Origin of the sequence: Paenibacillus sp. MER 180 (assembly GCF_023713665.1) — a bacterium.
Lineage (GTDB): Bacteria > Bacillota > Bacilli > Paenibacillales > Paenibacillaceae > Paenibacillus_B > Paenibacillus_B suaedae.
This window is the reverse complement of the sequence record NZ_JAMAVT010000013.1, coordinates 15,546-36,018: the sequence shown is the minus strand read 5'-3', so window position 1 is coordinate 36,018 and position 20,473 is coordinate 15,546. Positions and strand designations below refer to the sequence as shown.

Genomic DNA, 20,473 nt, shown 5'->3' with positions numbered 1-20,473 from the left:
GTATCTGCTCGTACTATATTTTATTGCTGAGGTAAGTGAATATTGACAGAAAATGCAGCAAGATGAAGATAGAAGAAGAGAAGGATACACTGTAACTTTTTAAATGAGGTGATGACAGTGTATAGCAGTGTACTGAAGAATCGAATGATTTTGTTCTATTTGGCGGGAGCAGGGATTTCTCAATTAGGAAATGTTATTACAGGACTTGCTTTCCTTTTTTTATCGTATGAACGAACACAATCCAGCATTCTGACCACAGTTATGGCTATTACACAAGCTGCTCCATACCTTTTATTCGGACTAGCTGGCGGAGTAATTGCTGACTCCGTAAACAAAAAACGTTTATTACTGTGGATAGACATTATACGAGTACCTATTATTCTTTCATTGGTCTTTATTTATCAAATGAATCTCTTAGGATTTTGGCATTTAATCGTTGTGAGTTTCCTAATTCAAAGTCTAGGATGCTTTTATAATCCAGCTTACAGAGCTGTGTTGCCTCTCATTACTTCTGTAGAAGATCGAACAGCTACAAATAGCTTATTTGATATTGTGACAAGAGGTGTACAAATGCTTGGGCCAATATTTAGTATTGGTCTGTTACATTCAGGACAAATCATTCATTTCTTCACAATTGATGCCTTAACGTATTTAATCAGTGCATTTTTCATCTTAAAACTTCATTGGAAAGATAATAACGATGCTGCAGACAACTTGTTGAATAAAACTGATGGTATTTTTAACTCTATAAAAGATTTCTTTAACTGGGTAAAAGGTGAATATACGATCAGAACATTGTTGTTTGTAACTTTTTTGATTGTGTTCTTTCATACTTGGGTATGGCAGGTCGGATTATTGTTACAACTACTGGAAACCCAAAATAATGGTGAGCAGCTTTACACTCTTCTAATGGGGTGGTATGGTGCTGGTGTGATTACAGTTAATATCGTCATCCCTTTTCTTTGGAAAAAGCTGACCCTCACGACTTATCTAATCGGTTCTATTGTATGGGGTGTTGGTATCCTTGTATTCGGATTTGCAACTCATCTGTCAACCTATTTTATTGGTATACTGATCGCAGCTATTGGGCTTCCTATTTCTGGTTTAGCACGGGTTTATCTTATTCAAACATGGATACCAGTCAATAAATTAGGCAGAGCGTTTAGTTTCAATGCAGTTCTCTTATATGGTTCTAATGTGCTCTCGTTGAGCTTGTTTGGCGCACTATCCTCTCTTGTGGAAATTCGGTATATTTTTGTTTTTTGTGGAAGTATGATGGTTATCGGCTCGTTTGTCTATTTATTTCGCATATTTCCTTCGAAAAAAACTAGGCGTGATTCCGTAGAGACGTTTAAATAGCTGATTATAAACAGAGATGGAAGAAAATCCACAACTATATGAAATATCTACAATCGATTTCTTGGTATGGATAAGCATGTCTTGACTTCTGATAATGCGATATAGTTGAAGCCACGAAAAGGGCGAAATTCCAATGTACTCCTTAAAAAGATGGGCAAATTGAAATTTGCTTATATCTAAAATTCCTGCCATTTCATCTAGGCTCCAGGCATGTTGGAAGTCTTCTTTTATAACGTTCATTGTTTTGTATAGTGCAGGGTGAATTTCTTTAAATGGCTGTATGTTAATGTCAGACGAATGTGTACCAACCATAACTTTACATATTATTAATGCTAACTGAGTGAAGCTATGGTCTAAAAATAACTCTACTGAATGACTTTCGTTACCTTCTTCTATTTGTACATAATCATTTATAAAATGGACCCATTTCTGGATTAATGGATGTTTTTGAACAGTAAGAGCAAAAGAAATATTGTCTTTAATACATGAAATATCAGACGTCAGTTGATTGAAAAATTGTGGATCAAGTTCTATTAAAAATTTATGATTATCCACTGAAATTTGCCTATGCAACTCATTCGGGTTAAAAAGAATAAATTCATTTTTAGATAAGAAAATGTCGCTTCTCTCGGTCTGGTAATACATAGATCCTTTTATAGAATAGATAAGCTTATAAGAACAGTCATTTCGCCATTTGCTTTCGCATTTTTTTTGATTTGTGGACAGTAACAAACCCTGTGTAGCTTGTAAAATGATAGACAATTACATCACCATCACTATACTGAAATTTACATTATAGTTTACCATGTCAAATCCGATTATGGTTTCAAATAGCGAACCTTCTACGATTATTATTCGTAGAGGGTTTTGTTCTTTCTTGAGTAAGATATGCTGACTTTAGTCTTAGATTCATATATTAAATAGGTAAGCACTTCTTCCTTATAGGCCATTGTCATCCAATATTTGCATTGTCACGACCTCGTGACGATGGTATTATTTTCTTAATATTGAACCATAACTTGGAACATTCGTGGAGGAATGTATGGGGCAACTAACATGTTTTCAGGTCATTTTGCCGAATGGAGAAAGACTGTGGCCTGCATCCATATTTCCTGCTGGAGATCAGCACACAGCATTAACGGAATTGCACATGGTTCGCAGATTCTTAGAACATGATGGGGAAGTAGTCATTTCCGTAACGGCATATGATGATCATGGGGAATGCCTGCATAGGCATAAGCAGCGTTTTGATGCAGCCGGACTTGCGATGATTCAAGGGCCTCTTTCTTCTTACTCGCCGAATGGGATCAGTGTCAATGAAGTATTCGGATTATCGGAAGCAGCTCGGCTGTGGGGGATTGATGGCGGGGGAGCGACCATTCGCAAAGCCTTGGAACGCGGCGAGTTCTATCCACACGAGATTCGCAAATCGGATGGCATTTTGCTTGTTACTTTTTCTGGAATGCAACGTAGATACAATGCAGTGATGAAAAACCAGTGGATGGAGATCCATACGTATTTCGTTCAAGAAGGAATCATTCTAGAACAATCTGATGACATTCATGACACACATCACAACTCCTTATCGACTATTGCACGGCGCCATCGTAAGGCATTTGAAATCTAATACACCAGCGTACACGTAACTTGTTCCTATACGATTTGCAGAGGAGGATGGAATGTTGTCCAACACAAATGTGATCAAGCTACTAGGTCTAATGCTAGTGGTAGCTGCTGTAAATATCCTCGTACTCTCACCAGGCTTCTTAGGCGTGCAGATCGGAGCGAGCGCTCTCTCCACAGCAACGGGGATTACCTTGCTTGTAGCCAGTGCATGGATTCTCATTAATGGAATCTATCAGTTCTTGTTCAAGAAGCCTGTTGTCATACCTGTGAAAGAAATTAGAACGCATGAAGAGTATGTAGAACGCCTGTCCCAATATCGAGAAACCAAGGGTATTGAAGAAGAGATCCGCATTGGGCTGGAACAGATGGAACGGATGCAGAAGCGGAAGAGTACGTTTTTCCAAGTACTGAAGCAGAGATTTAACGAGTCGGAAATAAGCTTCTCTAAGTTCGCGTCCGTTGCACTTGATGTGGAGAACTTATTCTACCAAAACATTCGAAATATCCTGAACATACTTAGTGTATTTGACGAGACTGAATTCGACCGGGTTGTCAATCGCAAGATGTCGGGCCTATCTATTGAACTATCCCAGAAGAAAGCAAAAGTATATAACGATTACCTCACATCTATGAAAAACGCTCTTACGAATAATGAAGAGATCTTAGTCAAGTTGGATCGGCTTCTGCTTGAGATATCCAGCTTGGACAATGTGGAGCCTGAGGATATTGAACAATTAGCATGCATGCAGGAATTGGACGCATTAATCAAGCAAACCAAATACTATAAAGCGTGAGAGGTGCAGCGAATGGCGGGAAAGAAGAAGTTAGTGATATCTGTCTTTGCTTTAATTTTCGTATTTATCCTCATCTATGTAGGGGTGACATTGACCTCCAACCTAGGGAAAAGCAAATCACAGGTTACAACAGAAGATGCGGCCAAGCAGTTGAATAAACTCTATGCGAACGTATCTGTGTCGACCGAAGCTCCGGTAAAAGGTCAGATCGATATTAGTCCAGCCGATGTGGGCGATACCCTGCCGGATATATCGAAGTTCCCGATTACAGTGAAGAATACGACGAATCAATTTGTTGAGATCTTCACGTCAACGGAAAAAGGCGGCACAGGCATGGACAGCTGGCTGGCGGATGTGGCAACCGAGTTCAATAATGCGAAGATCCAAGTGAACGGGAAGCCTGCCTCTGTGAAGATTCGCAATATTGCTTCCGGTACAGCTGCGGATTATATCCGATCCGGCAAATATATGCCTGATGCCTATACACCTTCAAATGAGCTGTTTGGCGAGATGATCAAAGCAAGCGGCGTAAAGACGGAGCTTATCAGCAAGCGACTCGCGGGCAATGTTCCAGGCATTGTGATCTCAAAATCCAAGCATGATGCACTCATCTCTTCATACGGAGCGGTAAATGTCAAAACGGTGACGGAAGCCATCTCGAACAATGAGTTCAGTATGGGATATACGGATCCATTCTCCAGTTCTACAGGAATTAATTTTCTAGTAACGGCACTCAGTACATTCGATAAGTCGAATTTGTTAAGTGATAAAGCAGTTCAAGGATTTGAGAAATTCCAAGAAAATATCCCGTTTCTCGCTTCGACAACGACGCAAATGCGTGATGCAGCGAAGTCGGGTGTGCTGGATGGGTTTGTACTGGAGTATCAAACGTACATCAATACGGATGAGCTGAAAAATGAGTACGTGTTCACACCATTCGGAATTAGACATGACAATCCGTTGTATGCGATTGGGAACCTGCCGAAAGGGAAATTGGACATCGTCAAGAAGTTCGCAGAATTCGCGTTGCAGGAGAAATATCAGAAGAAGGCTCAACAAAAAGGTTTCAATGAGCTCTATAATTATAAATCGGAAATGCCCGTTGTGAAAGGCAGCTTGTTGGCCTCCGCACAGAAATTGTGGAAAGACAAGAAAAATGGGGGCAAGCCAATCGCGGCTGTCTTTGTTACAGACGTATCGGGAAGCATGGCGGGGGAACCGTTGAATCGACTGAAGGAATCGCTGCTTAAAGGACAAAAGAATTTAGGGAAAGACAACAGTATCGGTCTCGTATCCTATTCGAATGATGTCACGATTAATTTGCCGATCAAGAAGTACGACACCACGCAGCGCTCCTTGTTCGTTGGTGCGGTCAACAGCCTTCAAGCAGATGGCGGCACGGCTACCTTCGACGGGATTATTGTTGCCTTGAAAATGCTGCAAGAAGAGAAGGCCGTCAATCCGAACATCAAGCCGATGATCTTCGTGCTGAGTGATGGCGAGACGAATCGCGGCCACTCGCTTAAGGACATTAAGGAGCTTATCGAAACGTTTAAAGTTCCGATTTACACTATCGGCTATAATGCGGATATTCAAGCGCTGCAGAGCATCTCCAGCATTAACGAGGCAGCGAGCATTAATGCAGATACCGATGATGTAGTCTATAAAATCGCAAACCTGTTCAACGTGCAAATGTAGCATGAGTCTAAAGGGGGATTCCAATGTCATTTACGATGGAAGTTGCAAGTCCGGAAGAAATTCAAAAGGAAATTGAGCAAGAGGTAAAACCAGTTCCTGAGGAAGTTGCGAAGCTTCAAGCACAAGCGGATTCGAATGTGGCAGCAATTATGAATTTAGATCTGGATTCCTTAGAGAATCGAAAGGATATTCTGCAATCGATAGACAGTTTCGGCATGAACACTATGCGTTCCTCTTCGACGAAGAACAATGCCTTGCAGGTTTCCGTAGGCGATTTATCGAAAAAAGGGGACGAAGGGGGCCCGGTTGCGAAGGGATTGGTCGAGCTGCATCAGCAGCTGAAGGATCTCGATCCGAGCGTCATTGACTTTACGAAAACTGGGTTTCTAGGGAAGCTGTTCAATCCGCTTCGTACGTATTTCTTGAAGTATCAGAAGGCAGATACCATGATTGCGGAAATCGTAACTTCATTGGATAAAGGGAAAGTTACCTTGAAAAATGACAACACGACCCTCGAAATTGAACAGCTTGCCTTGCGTGATTTGACTAAGAAGCTGAAGAAAGAAATCGAGCTGGGCTCCTTGATGGATGACTCGATTCAATCACAGATTGAAGCAGCGCAATCCCGCAATGAAGATCCGGAGAAGATTCGGTTCATTACGGAAGAAGTTCTGTTCCCGCTTCGTCAGCGTGTCATGGATATGCAGCAGATGATGGTCGTCAACCAACAGGGGATTATGGCGATGGAGGTTGTTATCCGCAATAATAAAGAGTTGATTCGCGGTGTCGACCGGGCGAAGAACGTTACGATCTCTGCACTGAAGATTGCGGTTACCGTAGCCAGTGCCTTGTATAATCAGAAGATTGTGCTACAGAAAATTGAATTGTTGAATCAAACGACAAACGAGTTGATTGCGGGTACTTCTCGCATGCTGAAAGACCAAGGCGTTCAAATTCATAAGCAGTCGCTGCAAACGAATATTTCTGCGGAAACTTTGAAGCAGGCTTTTACGGATGTTCTGTCTGCTTTGGATTCGATTAGCTCCTACAAGCAGGAAGCCCTGCCTAAGATGCGCGATACAATCGACCAGTTCCGGGAGCTTGCTGACAACGGCGAGAAACAGATTCAGCGCTGGGAACGTGGACAGAAGCTCGGCTTGTAATTATGCATATATAAGTGATGATGCAAATACGAAAGACTGCCGGTAGGCAGTCTTTTTGTGTTGCCGAACAGAAAGCCCGCCAAGGAGTATCCGACAGAACAACAGTTGCCCAGGCTTGGAACTTCACCTTATTTAGAATTAATGGATCGTACAGCTTCTCCCGATACGGATCGGGAATCAGCGTCTTTAGGACTTATTATGCTTTGGCTCGGAGATAATACCTTGGATCTGATGGATATTCAATTATCCGCTTTCGACATTACCGAAAGCAAGCTGGATCTGTTATTACTATTATCACTGCATGAAGGGCAGGATCTCGTCACGCCTTCATCCCTTGCCGATCGATTAGGGATTCGCCGATCCTCCGTTACGGCATTATTGAACTGGTTGGAAAAAAGAAATTGGATCATTCGGGAACCCTATGCCAAGGACGGGCGCATGACCCACGTTCGTATCAGCTCCGAAGGGAGTAGGTTTGTGAAGGAAGTGCTGCCTACATTTTGGTCTACTTGTGCATCTCTTGTTGAAGAACTAGATAAAGAGGAGCAGGCGTTGTTAAAAAAGTGCTCGTTAAGCTTAATACAAACATGGAAAAGCGACTAGGAGCAGGAAGATAATTTTTTATTCATATAGTTAGATAATCTAATTACAATTCATTCCGTTAATCTCTTATCGTATCTTCTCTTACCAATATTCATTTTTATTTCCGGTTTTTATTTATATAGTGATGGAAAATAGTATCAATGATGCCAAGCTTCTTCAATTTCCTTCCGCTTAAGCAGACAGCTGTTGCTGCCTCCCCACGTATAGCGCTCTTGTCATCAATCCCATGGAAGCAACGATAAGCGCAGCCGGAATCCAGAAGATTTGCGGCGTGACACCATCTATGAAGAGCGGCAGGAAATAGCCGATTAAGGAGGCTGTTTGCGAAATGAATACGTACAAACTTGCGCCAAAGCCTGCTTTATGTATAAACATGCGCTGTACGTAGCCCATTGCTACGCCGTACAGAACCGAAACGAAGAAAGAGTATAAAGGCTGCATGAGGAAAAACACCGTCAAGGAATCGCTCGTGCTGTAAGCAATATAGGTGATGAGAGCGAATAAGCCCCCGAGCATGATAATGGGTTTGCTGCCATACTTGGCTGCCCAATAGCCTGCCATGGTCATGAACAGGAGCTCGAATACGGCTTGTATGCTCCATATGAAGGACATCAATCGCGGATCGCCGAATTGCTCGTTCACCACAAGCGGCAAATACAAGCCGCGTATGGCATCCGCACACGATAGGAGCAGAATGGCAAAGAGCATGATGAGGGAGAAGGGCTCGCCTGCTTTGGCGGATGCAATTGACGAATCGAGCGTAATCTCCTTATAGAACAAGAGCAGCAGGAACAAGGAGGCGTATCCTGCAAGATTGCCCCACAGTACACCGTGGAAGGTCGCCAGCAAGTACAGGTTGGCTCCGACGAGCAGCCCGGTAAAGAATCCGACGCTGTACGTGGCGCGCATCCAGATTTGCGCCATCTCTACAATATCGGGAGCAAGCCGTGTGACATGATTCCGAGCCATCGCGAACAGCTGTCCCATAATCATGCCGGAAGGAGCAGTGGCGAGAGCCATCCCGATCAGCGCCTGTGCATAGCTGTCTGCATTCATATAGATGACGAGGCCGATCATACAGACGACAGACGCGAGCAGAGGAATCGTCTTCTTGTGTTTCATGGAATCGCTAACAATGCCGACACCAATCGTAAGCACCATATTCAGAAATAGGGATATTGCAAAAATAGACGCAATCTCTACCTTGCCAAGCCCTAATGATTCCCGCAAATAAATCGCGTTCATGGGGGCTAGAATACCCATGCCAATGCCGTACAGGAACAAGGTAAGGACGAGATGCAGAGCGCCTTTTATTCGCAGGAATAGCTTGAAATCGTGCCATATGCGCATGGAGGAGGACACCACGGATTCTGAAATAGATTCAGAGCGAGAGAGGAGGGGGCTTGCGCGCTTCCGCTCTTGCTTCTGTCTTATTCTCCCATTATGGAGCAGTAGAGCGGGGAGAGCAATACGTTATTGCGATAAAAAAGAGCGGTAGAAGCGGGATGCTTCTACTGCTCTGTGTATATTGGATATACATTTTTGCTTCACGTATCGTTGCACGGCTGCCTAAGCAGACATTTAGATTGCCCAGTTACCCTTGCGGAAGATTGGCTCTGTTGTGCCATCCTTTTGAATGCCGTCAATGTCCATATCCGCAGAGCCGATCATGAAGTCCACGTGCGTAATACTGCGGTTAACGCCGCTCTCTTCCAGCTCTTCCTGAGACATCTTCGTTCCGCCTTCTACGTTGAATGCATAGCCGCTTCCGATAGCCAAGTGGTTGGATGCATTCTCATCGAACAACGTGTTGTAGAACAAGATGTTCGATTCCGAGATTGGGGATTGATGCGGCACAAGCGCCACTTCACCCAAGAAGTGCGAGCCTTCGTCTGTGTCGACGAGCTGCTGCAGGATTTCTTGTCCTTGTTCAGCCTCTACCTTCACGATACGGCCATTTTCGAACGTGATCTTGAAGTTGTCGATCAGGTTGCCGCCATAGCTAAGTGGCTTCGTGCTGGATACATAGCCGTTTACGCCCAGCTTATGAGGCACCGTGAATACTTCTTCTGTTGGCATATTCGCCATGAATGGCACGTCTTTCTCGTTGACGCTGCCTGCGCCTACCCACAGATGTTTCTCAGGCAATTCGATTGTCAAGTCCGTTCCAGGAGCTGTGTAGTGCAGCTTGTGGAAATGCTTGCTGTTCAATACTTCAACTTTCTTATGCAATGTTTCGTTATGTTCCGTCCAAGCTTGAACCGGGTTGTCGGAGTTCAGACGGATGGATTGGAAGATCGCTTCCCACAGCTTCTCAACTGCTTCTTCTACAGCAACGCCAGGGAATACTTTGGCTGCCCAATCGCGGGAAGAAGCTGCAACAACTGTCCAGCTTACTTTGTTCGCTTGAACGCAGCGGCGGAAGTGCTCCAGTGCTTGTCCAGATGCCTTTTGGTTATTGCCGATCCGCTGTGGATCCACACCCTTCAGCAAGTCTGGGCTGGAGGAGACGATAGAGATGAATGCAGCACCTTTATCCACGAAGGTATTGCGCTTCAATGCTTCCCATTCCGGGAATTGAGTGAACACGTCGTCTGATGCCTTCTCGAATTTCAAGCGAGTTGTAGCCTCATCCGACCAATCGATATGTACGTTGCGTGCGCCTGCTTCATATGCCTTGCTGGCAACGAGGCGGGCAAGTGGAGCGACTTCGATAGAACTGTTAACGAATACATCCTGATCCTTTTGTACGTTGACGCCGACCTTTACGATAAGTTCAGCATACTTTTCTAATTGTTGCTCGAAATTTACCATGGGTAGCCACCTCTGTTCCTTGAATTCAAAATCTGAAGTCATTCCTCAGTATGTTCTCAATATACCATTATTGGAGGGGTTGCAGCAAAGTTTCTGGCGCAATAGCCAGTAGGCTGTAGCATGAAAAAGGGGCTGAACCTCAGAACATGAATTCTGAGATTCCCCCCTCTATAGGCTTACACACCCATACGCTTGCGTTGATTGTTAATCTTCTTCGTATTCTGGCTCTTCATTGTTGGTTGGCCAGATTCCTGATGCTTGTGCACGCCTTGCGATTTCCCTTGGGCTTGCTTCTTCTGCTGCAGCATGCGCTTCGCGGCATCCGCCAAGCTTACTTTCTTGCTCTCCGTTGCTTCAGCATTACCCTGGTTCTCCATGTGCTCAGTCATCGTATCACCCCCGTGCGGCAAATAGATCGGTAAGATGTTGACTCCATCTCATCCTCATTATGAACGATTCATGCTGAAATGAACAGTAGGAGTTGTCGAAACTTACTTCTCAATTGTACTTTATCGGATTTTACCGTAACGGGACTTGGAATTCAAGCTCCTTATAAAAGGTCGCTTTGCGCAGCTTGCTTGAATACAGCTTAATGGGCATGTCTTTTTGGAACGGATATTCGCCAACGTACGAATATACGCTGTTGTTCACACGCAGCAGCTTGGAATTGTCGCTAAATACTCGTTTTCCGTCTTGGATGAACTCCATGGCAAGTTTCTGGCCTACAGGGTCGTTGCCGTTCACATCATATTGAATAATGACTCTGTCCTCTTCGAATGCCATGCTGTTCACCGTAACGGAGCCAACCTCTCCCTGCTGCAGCGTCAGTGGAAGCGCACTTGGATTCAGCGTGATCGCTGTATCGCCATACCGTCTTCCCGATTTATAGGGCTTGAATATGAGCGTCTTGGAGCGCTCGGGTATTGGATCATACTTTTTCGTATGTTTCATTTCTACAATATTCGATTGCATTTGATTGCCTGGCCCGCCATGACCGCCTGCAGATGAAATAATATATCCGTTCTCATCCACAACCATATAGTCGCTGTTGAATCCGCTCCAGCTAGAAGAAGTCGATGGGGAGGCTTCTGCGGCCTTGAATCGAATCTCGGTTCCTAGCGGCGAAGTAACGACGGACTGAAGCGTGATGGAGCCAATGCCGTCAGGCGCCTTGTTGGTCTTATTAATAGGAATTTTTTTCGTCAGGGACGCATTCCATTTGACGGGAATTTGGAACTTCCAGTTTCCTTCCACATCTCCGACCTTCTTAATCGTGATCGGCAGCGGGAATTCTTTCGATATTTTGGCGTCTCGATCCGGTTCCGTACCGAGCATCGATTCGAACGATAATATTCCGATGTTTTGCGTGGAGGTTTCCGAGCGCACATTTGACCCAGCATGGTGCCAAATATCCAGCGCATGTGCTGGATCCTCCTGAGTCTTGCTCTTCACAATTTCATATCTGTCCGACCGATCCAAAATAATAGGAAGCTTGCTCGTCGAGCTTTCCTGTATGCCAAGCTTAATTTCCATGCCGTCATACAACACCTCGGTAATGGTCAGCGTAATGCCTTGATCCGTTGCGCTCAGATTGACGGGAAGGGACAATCCTTTCCGATTCGCATCCTGCAAGGCGTTATCGCCGAGTGCCTCAAAGATTTGTCCGATGAACGGCACCTTTCTGAGCGTTTCAGCCATAGCGGGTGAAATGAATCCGGAAGCTAATGTTCCCCCGATTGCGAGCACGACTGCGGCCGCAACGAACCAAGCTTTCCGATGGCGGGAATGAGTCCGATGCTGTATCGGCATGGGTTCCGTCTCCAGCAATTGCAGTGTTTGCTCTAATCGCGATTTCACGAGCTCAGGGATTTCAGAGCTGAGATTGCCGGTTAGGTGCGTACGGATTTGTTTGTCGATATTCGAATCCATTAAATCATTAGCTCCTTTCCATTCTCACGTGAGATATGAAGCATGTCCGCCAGCTTGTTTCTGGCGCGGAACAGGCGAGACTTCACGGTGCCAACAGGCTGATCCAGCATATCGGCTACCTCCTTAAGCGGCAAATCCTCAATATAGAACAGTGTTACAACGATTCGCAGGTCTTCTTCCAACGCGTTGACGACTTCCAGTGTTTCGATATGTTCGTACTCGCTAGCTTCGGCCTTCGAGTGCTGCAGTTCAACGAAGGGTACGGTTTGTTTTTTCTTTCGCAGCAATGTTCGGCATTCATTCACAAGGATGCGAACGAGCCAGGTTTTGAAATATTTCGGCTCGCGCAGCGAATGGATGGAACGATATGCTTTAAGCACGGCTTCTTGTATGGCATCTGCACAATCTTCATCGGAATGTACAATTGACTTGGCCACTCTGTATAGGGGGGCTTCATAGGCGCGAATAAGTGTGCCAAATGCTTCCTTGTCCCCCTTGCAAGCTCGTGCTGCGAGTTGTTCTGGCTGCTGCACAGTGGTGATCTCCTTTATTTATAGTGGGCGCCAAGACCCGTATCATGGTGTGCGATAGAGGCCGAGACGCAATCCCTATGCTTAATTCATTTGTTCAGGATGCTGTTGGAGCAGTAAGGGACATGCTCCAGAACTTTCCTTTTCCATTGATCTTACCATAGACGCTCGGCTTTCCTTGTTTCGTGAATGTATACTGTTCTTGCTTGACGTGAACCTGGTAGCCTTTCAAGTCTAGGCCGAAATATTGCTTGACCATTGGAGCAGCCGCAGCAATGGCTTTGTCACTCGTATAAAAAGGCTTGGCGAATGCCTTCTTGCGCGCTTCTTCTGAGGCATAATGGATAAAATCCTTATAGTTGACAAAGGACGTCAGCTTGCCTGTAGCAGCATTGACTTTGACCAGATAACGGCCGCTTTCATCGGAGAAAGAGGCTGTTTTTTGGTTTTCTGCTTCCATGCCTATGTATACTTGGACGAAATTGCGAAGCTGCTTGTTTTTGTCTGCTGACAGGGATTGAATTGTTTTCTTGGCTAACGCGCTCCACTTTGAATCGATTTTCGCCAAGTCATAATCCGTTGACACGTACGTTGCTTTGCCTGTGACTGCATCAATCACGCCTGAAATATTGCTGCCGTTGAATGTCCAATGGTTCATGTCTGTATCGGTTTTAACACGAGTAATTTGCGTAATCTTGAATTTCTGTTGTGCATCCAAACTTTTCATTGCTTTTTGGATAACGGACTGAAGCGAAGTATCGAGCTCTTGCCATGTGAAGTTGATTTCGCATGCTAAAATATCGCCCTTTGCCTTGCCGATCATGACGCGCGCCCGATTGTCTTTGTCTTCGATTAACAGCCTATCCTCTCCAAGATATTCATAGCCAGCCTCGGTACCGTTGTGCAAAGCAGCTAGTTCCATCGTTCTTTTTGGAGCTAGCTCCTGCAGAGCCTTCTTTGCTTTTTCGTGCATTGCGGGATCAAGCTTGTCCAAGGCCGATGCTTCGATTGCCGCTTTTTTTGGAGCTTTGTTTGTTTGCTGTTCCGCCGCATATGCGGTATGAAGCGTGAAGTTAGCTGGAAGGCTTGTGATGAGCAAGCTTGCAGTGATAGCAGCGAGCATGAGTTTATGAGATTTCATATTGAATCCTCCTAAATCGATTGGTTTTGGTTGATGTACCCATTAGATGGCTCGAAGTGGAGAGGAGGTTCACGAGAAATAAAAAAATGATTTTATAATAGAATATAGATGAACGAATGGGTGCGTTTATTTTTGGTAGACTTGTAACGGAAGGGGGCAGGAATATTATGCATATACGATCATTTGAAATAGAGGATATCGCGCAGATTGTCGACTTATTTTTCGATACGGTACATACCGTGAACGCAAAAGATTATACCGCTGCACAGTTACAAGCCTGGGCGCCTGACGATGAACAGGAAGAGAAGCTGGCTCTCTGGGCAGAGTCGTTAAGCCAGCATATGACGTATGTAGCGATTCGGGACGGTGAATTGGTCGGATTTAGCGATATGGATGCTGGCGGGTATTTGGATCGGCTCTATGTTCATAAGGATGTTCAGAAGCAAGGTGTTGCAACGGCATTGTTGTCCAAGCTGGAGCAGGAAGCGAGGAGACTGGGGCTGTCCGAAATGAGAACAGATGCAAGTATTACGGCCGTTCCCTTCTTTAAGCGGCACGGGTTCTGCATCCTTCAAGCTCAGACGGTGCAGCGCAGAGGGGTTGACTTGGTGAATTACAAGATGAGCAAGCGATTGTAAATCAGGTCAACAGAAGAGAAGAAAGCCTGATGCCCAATCTTCTGACTGTTCTTATGTCGCTCAGAAGGTTGTTATGGTAGGGGCCGCAATGTGCAGGCATAAGGCATGGTGAGGTATGAGACGCGCTGCTGAAGGGTTAGAGATTGGGGGCTCCGACTATATAGGAAAGAAAATAGCCGATCCCTTATATGTAAGGAGAACGGCTATTTGTGTTTGTTCGTCTGCGATATCGTATCGTAATCTAATTTGAGAAAATTTAGCGGCGATCTTTTCTGACTGGACCAGAGCCGTCCTGTTGCAATAAGCGGGAAAATGGCTTCGGAATGCCTGTATCGAATCGCATTGGCTTGCCTGAAGTTGGATGAGTGAATGCCAGGATGCGCGCATGCAGACCTAGTCGTCCCAATCCTCTTGATTTGGCGCCGTACTTCTTGTCACCTACGATCGGATGACCGAGATCCTCCATGTGAACGCGAATCTGATTTTTGCGCCCCGTTTCGAGATGAACCTCCAGCAGGGAGTAAGCGCTGTTGGCTTCCAATGTTTTATAGTGCGTAACCGCATGCTGGCCATCGTTCTGATACGGACTGGAATACATTTTTAATGTTTTCATTTCCTTCAGCCAGGAGGAAATTGTACCTTCCGGCTGGCGAACCTTGCCTTCAACTAGCGCAACATAGGATCGTTCCTGTACGATTTCTTTCCAATTATTTTGCAGTTGCTGCTTGATGTCTTCCTTCTTAGCGAACATCATGACGCCGGACGTATCCCGATCGAGACGATGTACGACAAATATCCGGTTGCTCGGATGCTGCAAGCGGACATGCGTCGTCAACTGGTGGTAGGCAGTCAATTCCTTCTCATGCTCGGAGGCAATAGACAACAATCCGGCCTCCTTATGAATGACGATGATATCGTCGTCCTCATGAAGTATCGACAAACCTACAAATGGAGGAGCTTCAACGATTTTCTCCTTCGACAAGCTTACAACTTGTCCAGGCTGGAGCGGATGATTATAGGCTGTTACGGCTTGTCCGTTGACAGAAACTTGACCGCGGGCAAGTGCGGATTTGATGGAGTTTCGCCCCATATTTTCCACCGTATTTAATAAGAAGCTGAGCAATTCGGCCGGTTCCTGAACCGTATATTCGCGAGCCTTCGGCGGTGTATGATGGGTCGGTTTAGTTGGCTTAGTTGGTTTGACTGGTTTGGCGGATTGGTAAGCTTTCGCCGGTTGATTCTTCTGCGGGCCTTTTCTCGGTTTATGGTTCTCTCGCTTACGCATTCGTAAGACCTCCTTGATTGAGTGACAACTCTATACAGAACAGTGCGCTTCATAAATGGCGCTGATGGCGCGCTGTAGGACATGTTATATGGAATGCTATCACTATAGCAGAAAGTTCGGGCAGATTCTATTCAGAATAGGCGAAACGGCGTACATATGGGCAGGTAACCGTGAAGTGGAAGCTATTACCTCATAGGAAAAGCTCATGTTATAATGAAGGACAGGAACAACGGGTTGCCGCAAGGGAACGGGGAAAAGGAGTCTACGTACATGTTTACAATGGACCAAGCGCGAAGCGCATTACAGCGAGTATATGGCTACGATGGCTTCCGCGATGGACAACGGAAAATTATTGAACATCTTGCCGAAGGCAAGGACACGGTGGGAATTATGCCAACCGGCGGGGGAAAGTCAATTTGTTATCAGATTCCAGCAATGCTGCTGCCTGGGGTAACGCTGGTGATCTCGCCGCTTATTTCATTAATGAAGGATCAGGTGGATGCGCTGCACAGCTTGGGGGTCAAGGCTGGATTCATCAATAGCACGCTTGAGATGGGGGAAGCGGGCCGTCTCATGTGGCAGGCGCAGGAAGGACGCATTAAGCTGCTCTATGTAGCGCCGGAGCGGTTAGAGACAGAATGGTTCCGGGAACGCGCGAAATCCATTCCGATATCGATGGTTGCGGTAGATGAAGCCCACTGCGTCTCGCAATGGGGACATGATTTTCGTCCAAGCTATCGGACAATCGCACCTTTCATTCAGGAACTTGTGCAGAGTGGCCGCGAACGTCCGATTGTGGCGGCATTTACCGCAACCGCGACGCCGGAAGTAACGGAGGATCTCATTCATTCCTTGGAACTGCTGGAACCCGAGCTTGTCGTTACGGGATTCAAGCGGGATAACTTGGCGTTTACGGTGCTGCGCGGCGAGGAGCGGAAGGCGTTCACGCTTGATTATGTCCGGCAGCGGTCGAGCGAATCAGGCATTATTTATGCGTCGACGCGGAAGGAAGTCGAGGACATCTATGACATGCTGAGACGTGCAGGTATTGCCGCTGGCCGCTATCATGCTGGACTTGAAGATGAGGAGCGGGCGAAGATGCAGGAAGCCTTCCTCTATGATGATGTGCGTGTCATTGCAGCGACGAACGCGTTCGGTATGGGCATCGACAAATCCAACGTACGGTACGTGCTGCATTACAACATGCCGAAGCATATGGAAGCCTATGTGCAGGAGGCAGGACGCGCGGGACGCGATAGCGAGCCGAGCGAATGTGTGCTATTGTTCCATCCGCAGGATATATTGACGCAGAAGTTCTTCATCGAACAAAGCGAGGCGACTCCAGAACGGAAGGCGCATGAATATAAGAAGCTGCAAGTCATGATCGATTATTGCTATACGACCGGCTGTCTGCAAAATTATATGGTTCGTTATTTTGGAGAAGAAGGCGAGCAGCCATGCGGCGTATGCGGCAACTGCAAGGACGAGCGTGAATCGATTGACATCACGATTGAAGCGCAGAAAATCTTCTCTTGCATTTATCGGATGCGTGAGCGGTTCGGCGTATCTATGGTCGCTTCCGTACTGAAGGGGTCGCGCAACAAGAAGGTCATGCAGTATGGATTTGAGAAGCTGCCTACGCATGGCGAAATGCGGCATTTGGCGGAGAAGGAAATTTCGGATCTCATCTATGTTCTTATAGCCGAGGGGTACTTGCAGCTTAGCGAAGGGCAGTATCCGGTCGTGCGGCTGCTGCCGCTGGCAGCGGATGTATTGAAGGGCAAGCGGACTGTTGAACAGCGGGTAGCGAAGTCGTTGAAACCGAAGGCGGGCACTGCCATTGATGAGACGATATTTGAGCAGCTGCGTCTCATTCGGCGCGAATTGGCAAGCCAAGCTGGAGTACCACCTTACATTGTGTTTAATGACAGCACGCTGCGGGAATTGGCGGAGTTGCAGCCGACGACCGAAGCGGGCATGCTCCGTATTAAAGGGGTAGGGGAAACGAAGCTGAAGCAGTTCGGCATGCCGTTCCTTGAATTTTTCCAGCAGCGGGAAGAAGAAGCGGGTCGCTACGATATGGAATAGGGTTAGGGATTGCAGATATAGACGAATGGGCTATGGGAACGACGAATGGGTAGCGATGAATAAGGAGCTGAAGCATGATGCACGAGTTGAATTTGGAACAAATCAAGGATGAAGCAAGCATTCAGGACTTTATGAAACTTGATATACGTGTTGGAACGATCGTGGAGGCGGAACCGTTTGATAAGGCGCGCAAGCCCGCGATTAAGCTGTCAATCGATTTCGGGCCGCTCGGAACGAAGCGCTCAAGCGCGCAAATCACGGCTCGTTATACGCCGGACAAGTTGTTAGGAAGACAGATCGTTGCTATTGTGAATTTCCCGCCGCGCCGTATCGCCGGCTTCGATTCTGAAGTGCTCGTATTAGGTGGTGTGCCTGGAGAAGGCGATGTTGTTCTACTAAATACAGATGAGATCATTCCAAACGGCACACCAATTGCATAGTGTGATTGATTACGAGGAAGAGGTACACGATGTTGAGTAATGATCAAGAGCTTGCGCACTTTTTAGTAGATGCAAAGCAGCGCACGTATGCTGCAGCGGACAATAACACATCTGTACAACCGATATTACCTGGCTCCGTGCAGTTGGAATGCCGCAGTGGGGACCTACGTATATCGGGATATTTCCTTTGGCCAAGGGAGATCGTAGAGTTTACGAGCTGAGCTATAGTGGCGGCATGATTCGATAATCCGTTTTCGATTGCATTGACACAGAATAAAGCAAGCTGCCCGCAGCTTGCTTTTCTGTTCAAGGTGGTTTCTTGGATGCGTGTCGAGATCTGCCTTTACTTTGGTTATAATGGTAGAGGCTGATCGAGCAGCTCGGTCGCTTTAAGGTAGTGTCTGATGAGAGGAAGGTTTAGATGAAAGTCGTACTTGCAACATTAAATGCTAAATATATTCATACCTCGCTGGCAATACGCTGCTTGAAGGCGCATTGCGAAGGCGAGTTCGATGTCGACATTGCCGAATATACAATTAAGGATCCGGTGATGAATATCGTCTCGGATCTGTACCAGCGAGAGCCGGATGTGATCGGGTTCTCCTGTTATATATGGAACATTGAGGAAACGATTAAGGTCGTCAACATGCTGCGCAAGGTGCGGCCGGAGATCCGCATCGTACTTGGTGGCCCCGAGGTGTCCTATGACACGAAGGAATGGATGGAGCGGCTGTCGGATGTTGACTTCATCGTTATGGGTGAGGGAGAAGAGACGCTGCTTCATTTGCTGCGGGAGATCGAAGGCGAAGGGAAGTATCATTTCGTATTCGGGGTGGCGTATCGGAACAAGCAGGGCGAGGTCGTTATCAATCCGCCACGGCCGAAGCTGGACTTGAATGAAATTCCATCCCCCCACCGCTTTGCGGAAGACATTCCGAGCCTCGGCAAGCGTGTTGTCTACTTCGAGACAAGCCGCGGTTGTCCGTTCAGCTGCCAATTTTGCTTATCCAGTATCGAGGTTGGCGTTCGCTATTTCGATATTGAACGAACGAAGGCAGATATCTTGTACTTGATCGATAATGGGGCGAAGCTCATTAAGTTCGTCGATCGGACGTTCAACATCAAGCGCGATTACGCAATGGAGATGTTCCAGTTCCTCATTGAGAACCATCGCGGCTGTGTATTCCAATTTGAGATCACGGCGGACATTATGCGCCCAGAGGTGCTTGATTACTTGGCTGAGCATGCACCACCCGGCGTATTCCGCTTTGAGATCGGCGTCCAATCGACGAACGATCCAACGAATGAGCTTGTGAAGCGGCGCCAGAACTTCACGAAGCTGACCCGAACCGTAATGAAGGTGAAGGACAGCGGCAAGATCGATCAGCACTTGGATCTGATTGCAGGGCTGCCGCTTGAGGATTACGATACATTCCGCAAAACATTCAACGATGTATTTGCACTGCGTCCGGAGGAGTTGCAGCTCGGATTCTTGAAGATGCTGCGTGGTACAGGACTTCGTCTGGATGCTGAGAAGTACGGCTATGTCTTCATGGATCATGCACCATACGAAATGCTGTCGAATGATGCGCTCCCGTTCCGTGATGTCGTGCGATTGAAGCGTCTGGAAGACGTACTGGAAAAGTACTGGAACGCACATCGCATGGATCGGACGATGGAGTATTTGATGCATACCGAATTCGACTCACCGTTTGATTTCTTCCAAGCATTCGGCGACTTCTGGGAAGCAAATGGCTGGCAGAAGATTGGACATCAATTAGAGGATTTGTTCGTAAGACTGCATGCCTTTTTAACTGCGCACGGACTCAAAAAGCCGCATGTGGCATTGGGATTAATGAAGCTCGACTACTTCATGAACCAGAAGTATAAGCCGCGCAAAGTATGGTGGAACAAACAGCTTCAGAAAGAGGAGGCTTCGCGCGTTCTGCAATGGGCGGCAGGACAGGCTGAGCTTGTGACTGAGCAATTCGCAGCTCTAGGTCTTTCGGAGAAGGAGCTTCATAAGCACGCTGTTGTAGAGATGATCCCGCTTGAGGCAGTTGTTCGCAGCCGTTCACTCGGAATGTTCCAACATACGGAACATGGTTTCGAGACAACCGATGAGGGGTTAACAGATGAAGTGTACGGCATTTTCTTGTATCAGCAGACAGATGATGAAAAACCGTTGCTGTTTACGGTGAACCAATCTATGATGGTTATTGTTGAATAGGACTTTAGTAGCAATCTTAGGTATTAGACCTAAGATTGCTTTTTTTATCTCTTCTCGTCTAGTCCTATCAGCAAAAATAAAATAGGATGGGGTAGGATTTGGAAATGAAAAACATACCAAAAGTCTCATGAAAAT

The 20,473-nt window shown here is 46.4% G+C and carries 18 protein-coding genes and 1 pseudogene; 11 read left to right on the top strand and 8 right to left on the bottom strand.

The genetic code is table 11. From position 1 onward, the window contains the following. The first annotated feature begins 117 nt into the window (after positions 1–117). Positions 118–1,359, top strand: coding sequence for an MFS transporter (locus M3661_RS20295; RefSeq protein WP_251488027.1), 1,242 nt, complete (start codon positions 118–120; stop codon positions 1,357–1,359). Here the strand turns inward: M3661_RS20295 and M3661_RS20290 are convergent. Beyond that, positions 1,300–2,121, bottom strand: a complete 822-nt coding sequence (locus M3661_RS20290; RefSeq protein ID WP_251488024.1) for an AraC family transcriptional regulator — start codon at positions 2,119–2,121, stop codon at positions 1,300–1,302. The two genes, M3661_RS20295 and M3661_RS20290, sit on opposite strands and share 60 nt — an antisense overlap. A gap of 280 nt (positions 2,122–2,401) precedes the next feature. Here M3661_RS20290 and M3661_RS20285 point away from each other — a divergent pair, with 280 nt between their 5' ends. The 5 genes and pseudogenes from M3661_RS20285 to M3661_RS20265 all read left to right on the top strand — a co-directional run bounded on the left by M3661_RS20285 (position 2,402) and on the right by M3661_RS20265 (position 7,257). Next, positions 2,402–2,986, top strand: coding sequence for a helix-turn-helix domain-containing protein (locus tag M3661_RS20285; RefSeq protein WP_072727265.1), 585 nt, complete (start codon positions 2,402–2,404; stop codon positions 2,984–2,986). A 52-nt stretch (positions 2,987–3,038) separates the two neighbouring features. Then, on the top strand, positions 3,039–3,779 hold the full coding sequence (locus M3661_RS20280) for a hypothetical protein (protein ID WP_251488022.1): 741 nt from the start codon (positions 3,039–3,041) through the stop codon (positions 3,777–3,779). A 12-nt stretch (positions 3,780–3,791) separates the two neighbouring features. After that, positions 3,792–5,477: a vWA domain-containing protein gene (locus tag M3661_RS20275; protein WP_251488019.1), complete on the top strand. Its 1,686-nt coding sequence runs from the start codon at positions 3,792–3,794 to the stop codon at positions 5,475–5,477. Between the two features lie 23 nt (positions 5,478–5,500). Beyond that, positions 5,501–6,640: a toxic anion resistance protein gene (locus tag M3661_RS20270; RefSeq protein WP_065290356.1), complete on the top strand. Its 1,140-nt coding sequence runs from the start codon at positions 5,501–5,503 to the stop codon at positions 6,638–6,640. A 60-nt stretch (positions 6,641–6,700) separates the two neighbouring features. Next, positions 6,701–7,257, top strand: a pseudogene (locus M3661_RS20265) (MarR family winged helix-turn-helix transcriptional regulator). A 157-nt stretch (positions 7,258–7,414) separates the two neighbouring features. Here M3661_RS20265 and M3661_RS20260 read toward each other — a convergent pair. From M3661_RS20260 to M3661_RS20235, 6 genes are all read right to left on the bottom strand, one after another. Next, positions 7,415–8,593: an MFS transporter gene (locus tag M3661_RS20260; protein WP_251488016.1), complete on the bottom strand. Its 1,179-nt coding sequence runs from the start codon at positions 8,591–8,593 to the stop codon at positions 7,415–7,417. 231 nt (positions 8,594–8,824) lie between these two features. Then, positions 8,825–10,057 (bottom strand): aminopeptidase, encoded by a 1,233-nt coding sequence (locus M3661_RS20255; protein ID WP_251488013.1) that lies wholly within the window; start codon positions 10,055–10,057, stop codon positions 8,825–8,827. 176 nt (positions 10,058–10,233) lie between these two features. Further along, positions 10,234–10,446: a hypothetical protein gene (locus tag M3661_RS20250; RefSeq protein ID WP_021254431.1), complete on the bottom strand. Its 213-nt coding sequence runs from the start codon at positions 10,444–10,446 to the stop codon at positions 10,234–10,236. A gap of 130 nt (positions 10,447–10,576) precedes the next feature. Continuing rightward, positions 10,577–11,986 carry a DUF4179 domain-containing protein gene (locus tag M3661_RS20245; protein WP_251488011.1) on the bottom strand — a complete coding sequence of 470 codons (1,410 nt, stop codon included), beginning with the start codon at positions 11,984–11,986 and terminating at the stop codon, positions 10,577–10,579. After that, on the bottom strand, positions 11,986–12,519 hold the full coding sequence (locus M3661_RS20240; protein WP_021254433.1) for an RNA polymerase sigma factor: 534 nt from the start codon (positions 12,517–12,519) through the stop codon (positions 11,986–11,988). Before M3661_RS20240 ends, M3661_RS20245 begins: the two co-directional genes overlap by 1 nt. 94 nt (positions 12,520–12,613) lie before the next feature. Next, positions 12,614–13,657 (bottom strand): hypothetical protein, encoded by a 1,044-nt coding sequence (locus M3661_RS20235; RefSeq protein ID WP_251488008.1) that lies wholly within the window; start codon positions 13,655–13,657, stop codon positions 12,614–12,616. Between the two features lie 167 nt (positions 13,658–13,824). Here M3661_RS20235 and M3661_RS20230 point away from each other — a divergent pair, with 167 nt between their 5' ends. After that, positions 13,825–14,295, top strand: coding sequence for a GNAT family N-acetyltransferase (locus tag M3661_RS20230; RefSeq protein WP_251488005.1), 471 nt, complete (start codon positions 13,825–13,827; stop codon positions 14,293–14,295). A 256-nt stretch (positions 14,296–14,551) separates the two neighbouring features. Here the strand turns inward: M3661_RS20230 and M3661_RS20225 are convergent, their stop codons facing one another. Then, on the bottom strand, positions 14,552–15,580 hold the full coding sequence (locus M3661_RS20225; RefSeq protein ID WP_251488003.1) for an RluA family pseudouridine synthase: 1,029 nt from the start codon (positions 15,578–15,580) through the stop codon (positions 14,552–14,554). Between the two features lie 270 nt (positions 15,581–15,850). Between M3661_RS20225 and recQ the strand changes: the two genes are divergently transcribed. The 4 genes from recQ (at position 15,851) to M3661_RS20205 (ending at position 20,338) form a co-directional block, all read left to right on the top strand. Further along, positions 15,851–17,668, top strand: coding sequence for a DNA helicase RecQ (gene recQ, locus M3661_RS20220; RefSeq protein WP_251488000.1), 1,818 nt, complete (start codon positions 15,851–15,853; stop codon positions 17,666–17,668). A gap of 77 nt (positions 17,669–17,745) precedes the next feature. Then, positions 17,746–18,108, top strand: coding sequence for a chaperone CsaA (csaA, locus tag M3661_RS20215; protein ID WP_251488273.1), 363 nt, complete (start codon positions 17,746–17,748; stop codon positions 18,106–18,108). 29 nt (positions 18,109–18,137) lie between these two features. Further along, positions 18,138–18,329, top strand: a complete 192-nt coding sequence (locus tag M3661_RS20210; protein ID WP_251487997.1) for a hypothetical protein — start codon at positions 18,138–18,140, stop codon at positions 18,327–18,329. Between the two features lie 200 nt (positions 18,330–18,529). Next, complete coding sequence (locus tag M3661_RS20205; RefSeq protein ID WP_065290365.1) at positions 18,530–20,338, top strand: B12-binding domain-containing radical SAM protein; 1,809 nt, start codon at positions 18,530–18,532, stop codon at positions 20,336–20,338. Positions 20,339–20,473: the final 135 nt, after the last annotated feature.